The organism is Methylomonas defluvii (assembly GCF_033949435.1).
GTDB classification, from domain to species: Bacteria; Pseudomonadota; Gammaproteobacteria; order Methylococcales; family Methylomonadaceae; genus Methylomonas; species Methylomonas defluvii.
Map to the genome: position 1 here is coordinate 104,784 of NZ_JAXARY010000018.1, position 12,808 is coordinate 117,591.

Sequence of the window (12,808 nt, forward strand, 5' to 3'; positions counted from 1 at the left end):
GTTGTAAAAGATTTCACAAATGCCGATAGCCTACTTAAGCCTCACTTCGGTCACGGAGTTTTCCGGCAGCAGTCCATATGCCTGCGAGGCCGGTGATAAGTAGCCAAGCTGCGCTTGGAATCGGCACTGCCGTGGAAATATTGACGTTGTCTAATTGCATGCCGAAGCTGATTCCGATGTCCGGAACGCGGGGAAAGCCGTGGTAATGGATCCAGAAGGCATTGATATTTCGAAAGTCTTCGTTGAGCAGTAAATTGCCTTGGAAGCCATTAGCGACAGTTTGATACGCCACGCGCGTCGAGTAATTGGTGCCGTCGCTGGTCGCGCCGGCAAGGCCTGGATTCGCAGCGTTATTAAAGCCCAGAATTTCCCAATATTCGTTGTCGCCTAGAAAGGCTGTGTCGTCGGGGCTAGAAGAAACTGGCTCGGGTACCAAGTACTGTCCGCCATTGCCGTCATCGTAGGCGGTATAAGTTGGATTATCGCCGTAAATAGGGTTGCCGGCATTAATCGGGGCAAAGAAGTCCATGCTATCTAGGCTAAAGGCGGAACTGTCTTTAGCCCTGATGTATATGCCGGTGGAATCGGCATGATATTGAGCGCGTTTGTTCCCGCTAACTGTCGCGCTATGAATATGTTCGCCGCCTCCCTCGTAAACCACTCCCACCAGAAAACCGTCCTCCTGGTAGCATGTGCCGTAAATAGCCGAGGGCCCTGGGCAGCCGCCTGTTGCAGGGTTTGCCGGAAGATCGGGTTTGCCGGCAGTTGCAGTACCTAAGGCGCTGAATCCAATCACGGTTGGTAAGGTGGGCGGCGTAATTGCTGCCAAGGACTGCGAACTCGCCAGAATAAGGCTGCTGGTAGTCAGGCAGCGAAATATCGATTTCTGCATAGTGATTTTTTCCTTGAAAAGTTTTAGAGGCATGAAAATCAAAGAACATGCCTGTCCTTGATGTGTTTTAAGGCTAGAGCTCAGTGGAATCAAACAGTGGGTCATAGGTCGCAACGTAGGATAGGCAATACGTCAAAAGCTGCCGCAATATCCGTACCATGTTCGTTAGACATTTCGTCGGCCACAATCTTATAAACGGCTGAATCAGGGGTCGGCTGAGGGCATGAGGTGATTCAGCCAGCAAAGGTTTGAAAGGATAATAATTAAACTATGTTATATAGCTACGTATCAACGTAATTGCGGGTGATTACTAGTATTTTTGGCTTTTTGTCTAACGTATAAACCGGTATGCCAGGCAAGTTTAAACTTGAACCCAAATAATCCATTCGCCAGAAATACACCGAATTCTGACGATTTCTAATGGATGCCATTAGAGTAACTTGTTGATATTAGGGCGATTCAGCCTCTAATGGACAATCTGGGTTGAATGCAGAGCTCAATGTCTGCAAATGAACGTTATTCGAATTGCTGATTGCGCATATTCGAACGTATTAAAACCGTACAGCATCTAGGAGGCGGTTCCGATAGGAACACCGCAACGCTTTGATTTTGCTGGTTTACTGGGCAGATTGTTACGGTTTTTAACGAACTTCGATATGCGTATTTGTAACAGGTTCACATGCCGCAACCGGACCGGTTGCCTGGTTTTTAGAGTTTTATAATTCGCAATACTATTTGTGGCATAGTATTTGCTCAAAATTTGGTGTAGCAGCAAGCATGAGCTTGGCTTATCTTGAAAGATGTCGATTGTGTATTGCTTGCAAAAGTAGTCCGTAGTCTTTTCCTGGGCCGGGAGGCGTTGGTTATGACTGCAGGTTCAAAAAACTAAACGGCAATAACAGCAAAATTATAGACATACCCAGACCATGAAATTAAAAGTCGTAGCAGCGTTTTGCCTCATAGCCCATTGCAGTATGGTGTTGTCCGCAGAGATAGGAAGTTCGGTGCCGAGTTGCCCCGCAACTAGCGCAGATAGGACTAATCGGCTAGATATTTCCGCTTACAAGGGCAAAGTGTTATTGATAGATTTTTGGGCGACCTGGTGCGGCCCGTGCCGAAAAGCGATGCCATTTTTGAACGGATTACGTAATGAACAACTCAAGGACGGCTTTGAAGTGATAGGAATTAATGTCGATGAAGACATCGAGGCTGCGCAAGAATACTTGAAGTCCGCCGCAGTCGACTATCCGATGTCGTTTGATCCAGAAGGCGACTGTCCGCGCATTTTCGGAGTAACAGCCATGCCCTCATCATTTATCGTCGATAAACAAGGCAAAATTCGGATGATTCATTTGGGCTTTCGCGACGAAGACAGAGAAGGGTTGCGCAAGCAGATTACCCAGTTATTGAGCGAATAAGATGTTGTTGGATAACAATCGGATTGTTTCGCTTATATGCAAAGGGCTAGCTCTGATTGTATTGACTCAATGTTTTGGCTGTAGCGCCGTGTCTCCTTGGGAAAGAGGTAATCTTGCCAAAGACGAAATGGCGATCACACCGTATCCAAACAGGGAAGCTTTTCGAGATCATATTTTTACCAGCAAGGAAGCCTCGCAGGGTGGACACGGCGGTTCGGGAGGCGGCTGTGGCTGCAACTAAGCTCGAAAAAAACAAGGTTTTAGCTGCGCTGACATCTGCAGCGTTAGGATTGCCCGGGCTGGATAGTCATGCGGCAACGCCGACGACCCAGGCAGAGGCCAACGCGCAGTACGGCTATTATCAGGAAAGCGATAACCGAATGCGCGTAGAGGTATATCACGGCGATTTTGTGATTCCAATGTCGGATCGCCTGGAGTTTACCTTTAGCGTGGATCGGGATACATACAGTGGCGCGACACCGTCGTTCAGTATGCCCGAGGTGATGGCGAACCAAGCGAAAATAGATCAAAACCAGAATCGTGCCGATGTGATTTCGGCTGCCTCTGGCGGAGTAGATCCGACCAAGTTGGCCGGATATCAAGGTGTAATGTCATTTAAAGAACCATTCGAAGCCTATACAGCCATAGGATCCCAAAGCCAACAGCTCGAATTGAATTTAATCCAGCAGGGTACCGCTGCTATAACGGCGAATACCGATCAACTGCTTACCCAGTATCAAACTGCTAATCCAGCACCCGGTTTTCCGGCGGGTTGGGGACAAACTATTTCCAGCGCAGTTACTATCGATTTTCAGGGAGTAAACGCGGCTGTTTACGGTAAGGCTGATACCAATACTGGCGGGTTCTGCCCGGGTGGAGCGGGGTGTTATCAACAAAATGGCATTGTAGTCGGCACAATTTCCGATCCTCTAAACCCCGACGGGCATCTCCATCGACAAGGCACAATTGCAGATCGTGAAATCCAATACCATGCCGACTCATCGGGCATTTATATCCGCGAATTGGATGGTAAGGCTTTTCGCGCTGCAAATATGTTTTTTAACAGTCTGCAAGCAAATGGCTCAGGCGTTAATGATGTCTGGGAAATCCTCGGTTTTAATTCGGCAGTGAATCAAAACTTGAGCACGGGTGATGGCGCAAATTACGCGAATCGAGTGGCTTATCAACAAGTTGCCACCAACCATACCGGCATTTTGGCTCTTGATTCTTCGTTCTCGAATATTAATGCGCTGTGGATTCATTACAAGGGTTATATACAAGATGTGACAAATTCAGGCGCTGATTTTGAGCTGAGGGTTGACGACATCAATCTTGCGCCAGCGCAATTTGCCAACGCAACACCGGAACAAATTGCATGGCTGCAGGCCTATAGTGCATATCAGAGCAGTCTTGAAACGGCGTCAGCATCTCAGCGTCAAGCTATAATTGATAATGCGGCCGCACAAAAGGCGGCATTCGAAAAGAGCGCCTTGATCAGTATTTACCGCAATTTTCTGAACCAAGTTGTCCCACCCAACACTCGGGTCAAGCAAACGTTCCAGACTCAGCCGCAAGAAACCCGCACGCAACCCGTATTCGGCGCCAAATATTATTTCGATGACGCTACTTTGGGGGTTTCCGGCGGTCAATCGAACGAGCCCGATTTCAACTCAAACTTCGGTTCGGTTAATTTCTCGCAGGAATTCAATAACAAACTTACCACTGTTTCGGCTGGTTATAGTTACACCCACAATGATGTTACGCGAAGCAGTGGTGGGCACAGCGATCATCATTCACAAGATCCGGGCCACAATCCGGCGATTTATCCTGAGCTTGATGAGTCTAGTGAGTCCAATGGGTTCAATCTTGGTCTGTCCCAAGTGCTTAATAAGAATGCATTATTGCAACTTTCGGCCAACTACACCCGGCAAAGCGGATACCTTAGCAACCCTTATAAATATGTGTACGTACGTGGCGAAGTTACTGCCGAAGAATATTATGAGATGTTTAATTCGCCGGAAACCGTAAACTGGAGTGGCATTACAAATCTGGAAATTGTCGGTATCGATTTATTCCGCGAAGTTCGTCCAAATCTGAGGAATCAATTTTCTTTCTCTACCCGGCTGAATCAATATATCCCGGCGGTCGACGCCGCTTTGCACATGGATTATCGTTATTTTCGGGATGACTGGGGCATTGATTCCCACACTATGGAAATGAAGTGGCTGCAAAAACTGCCTTTCGGACTCACCGTTACGCCTAGTCTGCGCTATTACTCGCAATCCCAGGCCGATTTTTTCGCGCCGTATTTTTTGGCACCGCGCGCCGACGGGATGTATTCCAGCGATTTCCGCCTTTCCGGCTATGGTGCCCTGAGCGGCGGTGTTACCGTAGCCAAGCATTTCAATCGTGGTATCAAACTGGAATTGGGCATGGAGTATTACACCCATCAAGGTAATCTGAAATTGGGTGGGGGTGGCGAAAGTGATTACGCCGATTTTAGTTATTGGATGGCGCATGCAGGACTCAATATCGCGCTATCGGCACCGGGACAAATTTTCGGCGGTGGCGCCGGCGATCACCATCATCACCATAATCACGGCGCATCGGCCCCGGCTGGTGTGATGTTCGCGCATATGATGAATAGTGCGGACGACATCATGGTAGGTTACCGATACATGTACGCCAATCAGTCCGGTGGTATGTATCAAGGCTCGCATGCCGCCGGTGACAGCGCTGTGTTGAATTATGCTTGCGGTACAACCAGCTGTATCTCGAGGCCGACCGAAATGGGTATGCACATGCATATGCTTGATTTGATGTACGCACCTACTGATTGGCTGAATCTGATGCTGATGCCGCAGTTGATGGATATGAACATGAGCCTGGAGCAATTGCCGGGAGCGGTTGCAGAGACTGCACACGGGGCTGGGCACGAAAGTCACGGTTTGGGTGACACGCTGATGGTGGCGATGGTCAAGGTGTTCGATGCGCCCGGTCATCATGTGCATGCCGGTGTGGGCGTTAGTGCGCCTAGCGGCGATGTGGGTGTGACGCTGGATGGTAGAGACGAGCCGGACAGCGAGTTACAAGATTACGGCATGCAACTTGGTAGCGGTACCTGGGACTTCAAGCCCAGTTTAACTTATACCGGTCAAATTGGCGATTGGAGTTGGGGTGCTCAACTTAGCGGTACCAAGCGTTTACAGGACCGAAATCCATCGGGTTACGCCTTGGGTGACATGTTTCAGGCCACGGCTTGGGGTGGCTATAGCGTGTCCACTTGGCTCTCGGCCACGTTGCGCGGTATTTATACCGACCAGGGCAAAATACGCGGTGCGTTTAATCGAATAAGCTCTTCGGGTGCGACGGTTGACAGTCCAGCCAACTACGGCGGTAAATTCTGGGATGTTGGCTTCGGTCTAAATCTGAACGTGCCGGATGGTGCGATGGCAGGTCACAACTTTAGTGTGGAATGGCAGCAGCCTGTCGCCGACAAATTTAACGGTTTCCAGCTGGAGCGCGAAGGTGTGTTGTCGGCTACTTGGAATTATGCGTTTTAGAAAGGCCTGGTATTTAGCCACTCAGCAAATATGTAAGTGCTTTGCCTCGGTTTTTCAGAAAATAAGTGATATGGCTCAATTATTCGATTTTTTCGCCAGAGCGAAAGCCGTGGAGCCCGCAGAACATATGATTTCCTAAGGATGGCATGATAACTGCTTTAGCTTTGTCGGGAAATCTGCTGGCTAAGCCCGCTTTCTAGGCGGAATTCCCTGATGCAAGTGCTGAACAAATCGTCGTACACCTCAAAAATTCGGTAAGCCAGGTTTTAGCCTCCCATGGATTGCCGTTGGTGGAGTGGAAAATAGATTTGACCAGCGCTTTTGAATGTAAATGTCCAATCCCCCGAAATCCGGACATTCAAACTGAATGACAGGCCATCGGTCTGTTGTGTAATGATTTTATCTGATGGAGATTTTATCGATGATGAACAAAGCTTTTACACTCAAGACCTTGGGTGGTTTATTTTTGGTTGGCACGGCGGCTTTAGCGACTAATGCTGAAGCGGCGACTGTCGATTTCCAAGGAATGACAGCGGCTACTTATGGTAACGCCAATGAAACAACTGGCGCTTTTATCGGTGGCTGTCCAGATTCCAATTGCTTCGCTCAAAACGGTATCGTAGTGGGTACTGTGGGCGATCCTACTGATTCCGGCGCTCATTATCATCGTCAAGGTACTTCAGGTGATCGCGAAGCGCAGTACCATCCGGATTCCACCGGCCTATATGTGCGTATGGCCGATCTTTCCAACTTCAGCTTGCAAAATATCTACCTGAACGTAACCAATGGCGAGGCGGGTGGCAATTTCGTGCTGTACGGTTACAGCAATGCTATCAACAACGGCTTGCTGACTGTTGCCGGTGGAACTAGTGGCGGTGCCGGTTCAAGCAGTGACCCGGAAGGCGGTAATACTGCACCTATCGCTAGCTATGTCGTAGCTAATGATGGTACTTTCGATCAGAACGTCACTTTAAGTGACCTGTTGGCTGCCGATTCCGATTGGGGTGATATAGGCGCGTTCTGGCTGACTTTCCAGGGCTTTAATCATAGCCCAACTGTCAACTATGCTTTGGGCAGTTATCCTGATTGGGATATTCGTATTGACGATATCACCCTGGATGCGCCTGTTTCAAGTGTGCCGGTTCCTGGCGCGGTGTGGTTGTTCGGTTCCGCTTTGTTGGGCATGATTGCGCAAGGCCGCAGAAAAGCCATGATTTAAGCTGGTTATTTGAAATTCTGCTTGAACTGAAGGGCAAGGCGAGTTCGTCTTGCCCTTCTTTGTTTGTAGCGGAATGGAAGTGGTAGCTATAAAGTAGTCCCTGAAAATGGCTTGCTCGCCGTTGACTGAATAGCTCGAAAATAGGGTAAATGCCTGTAAATCTATGTTGTATATAACATAGATTAATTTATGGAACATTTGCGACCAACAAGGCGCTTGTTGGTAAAAAGTAAATTAGACCAAAGTCTTATAATTGTCGCGTTGACTGTGAAAAATATGAAGTCTAATTTGCAAAGGACGTTTTTTGGTCCGCTATTGATCTAACCAAAAACGGCATTATTTTGTTCACAAGTGACTGACCATACTTTCGGTGTTGGTCTTGCATTCCCACCGGCGCTCTTTAGCGCCAATTCCCATATTTAAATAAGTGATTTAACCTGTTTTTTCTTCCTGGGGTCTGATTATTGTTGGTTAAGGCTAGGCTTTATAAGGCTTTTCGCTATGGCATCGTTTTTGCTGATTCTCGGTTGATGCTTAGCGTAAGGGATCAACAATGGCCTTTTTGTCATTAGCAGTCTAGTTCAGTAGTAACTTTTTAGGACATATTTTTTAGGATAAATCTGATGATAAGAAACACACTTGCCAAAGCTATTTCTTTAGCTATCGCTGGCGGCGCAATAACCCTCGCTGGCGTATCAAATGCTTCAGCCTCCACCACGATGTATAACACCAATAAGCCCATTACCAACGGTAATCCTACCGATGCAGCGGCCTTATCTACCGACGGCTGGACTCGCAATAACAATGGTACTAATACCGGAACCCCTTTGCCTTGGTTGGGAACAGTTGGTGCGGTAAGGCCGTTTGGCTACGAAGGCTTGTCGATTGCGAACTGGGCGGCGCATGTCACGGCTGCGGGAGATTCTTTGGAGATTTCGCAAGCCGATGCCGCGACGCGCTACGGCACTGCATGGGGTCCAGTGGCGGGTACAACGTACTTGGCTAATATCGATACAGCTAAAGGTGCTTGGTTCGATGGCTCTACCGGCTGGGCGCACAATACCGATATAGGCTTGTTCAAATCCGACGTTACCACCGAAGTATCCATCAGGTTAACGCCACTGTTTAATGTTTCCGAGCCCGATAAGTCGTGGAGCAATTTTGGTGTTACGGTTTTTACCGGCATGGATACGGATACATCCAAGGCTACAACCCCCAACTATAGCCACCATGCGGGTTGGAACGAGACCAGTTTTACCGCGGACAACCCCATGGGCACCACCGGCCTAACCTATTTGACGCATGACGCGACCGTAGATGCTACGAACGCATTGGTGTTTACCGCAGTTGCCGGACAGGTTTATTCAATATATCTGGGTGGTAACTCGGGAGAAGGTAACTTTAACCCGCACGCTGGGTATCGATTGAATCTTAGCACTGCGGCTCCAGTCCCGTTGCCTGGTGCTGTTTGGCTATTTGGTAGTGCCTTGGTCGGTTTGTTGGGCTTTGGTAAGCGCAATTCGAGTAAGTTTTCACGGTAAACGCTACTGTTGCAAGAGTGAATTCGCCGCTCTTGCAACGAGACTTGGCGACTTGGCGAGTTGGCTGTTGGTGGCAATGTTGCGGCACACTTGATCAAGCGACGGATAGGATTAATTTAGAGGCAAAAAATGAGATTAACCGATATTGTTATTATGTGTTGTTTGGTCGTGTCGCAGGCAGCAGTTGCCCATGGGCCTATGCCTATGCCGCTGCAACGTGTGCCGGTTCCGCCCGTGCCGGGACTTACCGATGGTCCAAATCCAATTGTTGTGGACAAGAATAAAGCGATCGCTTTAGGTAAAGCGTTATTTTGGGATGTCAATGTCGGCAGCGATGGCATGGCTTGCGGTTCTTGTCATTTCCATGCCGGCGCGGATAGCCGCGTCAAAAATCAAATCAATCCTGGTCAAAAAAGTACTCAGCCCAGCGGGCAGACCTTCGAAGCGTTGCCGACCGGCTTGGGTGGTCCCAATCACGAACTCAGCGTTGCCGACTTTCCGCTACGTCGATATAGCGATCCGCTAAATTCAGCGAGTCAGGTCACCTTTAATTCCGACGATGTAGTGTCTTCGGCAGGTACTTTTAGCGGAACCTTCATTAGTGCATCACAGTTTAGTGGCAATAACGATCAATGCGGCAGAGGCGCTGATCCGGTGTTTCACGTGAATGGTATTGGGACGCGGCGGGTTGAGCCGCGTAACGCGCCAACCGTGATCAACGCGGTTTTTAATCATCGCAATTTTTGGGACGGCAGAGCCAATAACGTGTTTAACGGCAGTAGTCCATGGGGCGACCGTGACCCGACGGCCGGTGTCTGGGAGAAAGTCAATGCGCGTAATGTTCAAAAATCACGCTTACATTTGGTCAATTCTTCATTGGCCTCTCTAGCGGTTGCTCCGCCTTTGAGTGATTCGGAAATGGGATGCAGGCAGCGAGTTTGGCCCGATATCGGAAGAAAACTATTGTTAAGGCAGCCGCTGCAGAACCAAAAGGTTCACAACGAAGATAGCGTGCTTGGTCCGTATAGTTTAAGCAGCGCTGGAAATTTGCGGCCCGGCCTAAATACCACTTATAAAGCACTAATCAAGCAAGCTTTTAATCAGAAATACTGGTCCTATAGCGGTATCGGTCCTTTCGGGGGGCGTCAGGGACAAGCCCCTTACGACCAAATGGAAGCCAATTTTTCGATGTTTTTCGGTATCGCATTACAGTTATACCAAGGCACGTTAATTTCGGACCAGGCCCCAATCGATTTGACCGCACGCGATCCCGATAGCTTGGAGCCTATTTGGACTAACTTAGGGTACGATCAGGAAAAAATTGATACCCTGACACGCGGGTTTGAGGCTTTTACCGGCAACCATTGTCAACTGTGCCATGGTGGGCCGACCTTAAGCATTGCAGCGGTAGCTACCAATGCCAGTTTGGTGACGCCTACGCCGGGCATGAATTATGGACCGCTTAGTCAACCTATTCCTTACGGTTCGAATGCTATCGGTGACGGTGACGGCGGCAGAATCGGCGGTATCACACCAGCCGCGAATGTTGTGACTCGGGACACTACTCGAAATGGCGCTACCAGCTATTACAAATTGATGGACTTAGGTTTTGCCAACACTGGCGTAGCGGACCCGGACTCTGATGTCGGTGTTGATGGCGTGGACGATTTTGGCAATCCTTTGTCATTTACCAAGCAATATGTCCAATACTTGCTCGATAATCCAGCTGGTGTGCTGGATTCGGGAGTCTCGACTTTGCAAGCCTGTGACTTCATTAAAGCTTTGGCGGATAACGCGATACCGTTTTCTCGTTGGTTTGGCGTAGCTGACGGAATTATCGCAGATGGTAGCAAAGAAGGGCTGCTGCGAAACCAAAACTGTACCGTTGCCAGCTCGGCTTACATTCCCACAGCCGCTGCGGCTTTAGCGAACTTGACGACAGAGAAAATGAGTATTGCCACCAAGGCTGCGTTTAAAATCCCAACTTTACGTAACATTGAATTGACTGGGCCCTATATGCACAACGGCAGTATGTCTACTTTGGAGCAAGTCCTTGAGTTTTATTCCAGAAAGGGTAACTTCAACAATGATAACAAGCATATCGTTGTCAATCAGATCGCTCTGTCCGGCCAGCCCGCATCGATACGAGCCGATTTGATTGAGTTTCTGAAAACGCTCACCGATGAACGAGTTCGCTACGACAAAGCACCGTTCGATCATCCGGAAATTGTCGTACCGCACGGACATTCCGGGGACAATGTCGCCGTGACTCCAGGTAATCCGTTGAACAGCAATCTGGCGATAGAAGAAACCATGACCATACCGGCAGTGGGGGCGAATGGTTTGCAAGACCCGATTCGGCCTTTCGATACTTACTTGGCACCTTAGCTGTATGTAAACAAGGTGTTAAAGATGTGGGCTGGGGCGATCAGATTTTGCGTTAGCCCACATTCAATTTGAACTTTAGATTTTAGGATTCTCAACATGGGATTTGCAAATAACGGAAGCGCTAGATTTTTTTACCCGACGGTCGTCGCAATATTGTCGGTGTTTTACGGGCAGCAGGCTCATGCGGTAAGCGTATTTAGTAATTATGCCACGCTCACTTACAGTCTTTCTTCGAGCGCTGACGGACTCGATATCGACGGATCTTTTGAAATGTTGGGTAGTCCGGACTCTTTCTTGATTGCCGACAATGGTACGGTTACGTCAAGCCACGGTGCCGGTTTGTTTCCTTTAACTCTTGACACACCCTTAAGCTTTTCTGTGAGCGGTCAAGACAATGCCGGTGAGTTTAAGTCGCAGCATTACGGTGTATTCAGTTTGAATTTTTTTAATTCCAGCACGGCTGTAATCAATGTCGATTTAACGCTGAACTATATACTTCATGCTGCAGTTGCCGGTGAAACTGCCGACAGCGATGTCTATCTTGATTATTACAGCTCAGACTACACTTTTAGCGGTTTCGATAGTCTTAACGCCACGCTTTCAGTGCCTTTTTCCGAGCAGTTCACTGTCAATGGCAGTTCCGGAGTATTTAGTTTTTCACTCAATCCCGGTGAATCGGAAACGCTTTCGGCTGACGTTAAAATTGCGAGTACTATGCTGGCTGCACCAGTGCCATTACCCGCTGCGGTTTGGTCGTTTTTAGTAGGCTTGCTGGGAATTTTGGGTTTTAAAAAACGTAAACAGCCCACCATTGCTTAAAGCGTTAGGGATAAGCCGGTTCATGGTTTGTTGTGCCGGATTAGATCACTCTATCCGGAAGTTCCTCGCCTGTGAAATAGGCCTGTAAATTTTCCAGCACCTTTTCCCCCATCGCGGTGCGCGTTGCAATCGTGGCGCTGCCCAGATGGGGCAGGAGTTGACGCATTGTCCAGCGTCAATTAGCCGGTATCAAGGGCTGCCTGGATGTGCCGGCATTGACCACTTCGATCTGGCGATTTCGTCGCATGACGCCGGTATTCCCGAGATGTGGGGCAATCCCTAGGCCTCGCAACACTTTACCAAGGTATTAAACCGACGCTGTCGATGCCAATACCCTGATGAAATATGTGGAGCGCATGGGTTTTTGTCGCTTGGGCACGACCATCAATCAACGCCTGACTTTACGTGGGTTTGTTCGTCGCATTGATGCTCTGCCCGGTCAGAAGGCCGCCGACAAAACCATCTGTACGTGCTGAGTTCGACGCAGAAAAACCCGAAGGCGTTGCTGCGCGATGCCAAACTGGCGATCAGTCAATTGGAAAAACGCATTACTGCGTTGGTTACGGAAGCGATGATTGGGGGCAAGGCTCACTCGGAGCTATCGCGTATTTTGAATTTGTTACCAGCAACAGGCATTAACCAAACCAGCGCCATTGCTTTGATGGGCGAGCTGTTGTTACTACCGGCCAACCTGTCCTAGCGCGAGTGGGTCAGTTTGCCGGGCTAGATCCCAAGGCCTTTGAACCGGGCAAAAGTATGCACAAGAAAATGCCGCCATCCAAAGTGGGTAACAGGCATATTGGTTAGGCATTGCATATGCCGGCTCTGAGCGCCAAACAAGATGATCCCTAGGAGCCCGTCGGACTTAAGTTTTTTTAAGCCGAAAATTTGGCGTCAGCCAAATGATCGAAGCCCTCAAGCTGTCGTAAAGTTACTCAGCCGGTCTTGAGAATTGATGTAGACGCGCT

Annotated in this window: 9 protein-coding genes and 1 pseudogene; 8 read left to right on the forward strand and 2 right to left on the reverse strand. The window is 48.9% G+C overall.

Translation table 11 applies throughout. The features are described 5' to 3' along the window. Positions 1-34: 34 nt before the first annotated feature. Positions 35-997: a hypothetical protein gene (locus QLH52_RS18085; protein WP_133120648.1), complete on the reverse strand. Its 963-nt coding sequence runs from the start codon at positions 995-997 to the stop codon at positions 35-37. 869 nt (positions 998-1,866) lie between these two features. Here QLH52_RS18085 and QLH52_RS18090 point away from each other — a divergent pair. The 7 genes from QLH52_RS18090 to QLH52_RS18120 all read left to right on the forward strand — a co-directional run bounded on the left by QLH52_RS18090 (position 1,867) and on the right by QLH52_RS18120 (position 11,840). Next, positions 1,867-2,310, forward strand: a complete 444-nt coding sequence (locus QLH52_RS18090; protein ID WP_253734681.1) for a TlpA family protein disulfide reductase — start codon at positions 1,867-1,869, stop codon at positions 2,308-2,310. 127 nt (positions 2,311-2,437) lie between these two features. Then, the gene (locus tag QLH52_RS18095) at positions 2,438-2,551 is read left to right on the forward strand and encodes a DUF4266 domain-containing protein (protein ID WP_230410270.1); all 114 of its coding nucleotides are present in this window, start codon (positions 2,438-2,440) and stop codon (positions 2,549-2,551) included. Further along, on the forward strand, positions 2,538-5,873 hold the full coding sequence (locus QLH52_RS18100) for a DUF3570 domain-containing protein (protein ID WP_319962475.1): 3,336 nt from the start codon (positions 2,538-2,540) through the stop codon (positions 5,871-5,873). Before QLH52_RS18095 ends, QLH52_RS18100 begins: the two co-directional genes overlap by 14 nt. 421 nt (positions 5,874-6,294) lie before the next feature. Beyond that, entirely contained in the window at positions 6,295-7,092 is a 798-nt protein-coding gene (locus QLH52_RS18105) for a hypothetical protein (protein ID WP_101051963.1), read from the forward strand. Between the two features lie 623 nt (positions 7,093-7,715). Then, the gene (locus QLH52_RS18110) at positions 7,716-8,633 is read left to right on the forward strand and encodes a hypothetical protein (RefSeq protein ID WP_192395884.1); all 918 of its coding nucleotides are present in this window, start codon (positions 7,716-7,718) and stop codon (positions 8,631-8,633) included. Between the two features lie 129 nt (positions 8,634-8,762). After that, positions 8,763-11,021 (forward strand): cytochrome c peroxidase, encoded by a 2,259-nt coding sequence (locus tag QLH52_RS18115; protein WP_319962476.1) that lies wholly within the window; start codon positions 8,763-8,765, stop codon positions 11,019-11,021. Between the two features lie 96 nt (positions 11,022-11,117). After that, positions 11,118-11,840, forward strand: coding sequence for a hypothetical protein (locus tag QLH52_RS18120; protein ID WP_319962477.1), 723 nt, complete (start codon positions 11,118-11,120; stop codon positions 11,838-11,840). Positions 11,841-11,880: 40 nt separating this feature from the next. Here the strand turns inward: QLH52_RS18120 and QLH52_RS18125 are convergent. Next, positions 11,881-12,019 (reverse strand): annotated as a pseudogene (locus QLH52_RS18125) (D-glycerate dehydrogenase); the annotation flags it as partial. 290 nt (positions 12,020-12,309) lie between these two features. On the opposite strand from QLH52_RS18125, the gene QLH52_RS18130 reads away from it, so the two are divergent. After that, complete coding sequence (locus QLH52_RS18130) at positions 12,310-12,540, forward strand: hypothetical protein (protein ID WP_319962478.1); 231 nt, start codon at positions 12,310-12,312, stop codon at positions 12,538-12,540. The last annotated feature ends 268 nt before the right edge of the window (positions 12,541-12,808 follow it).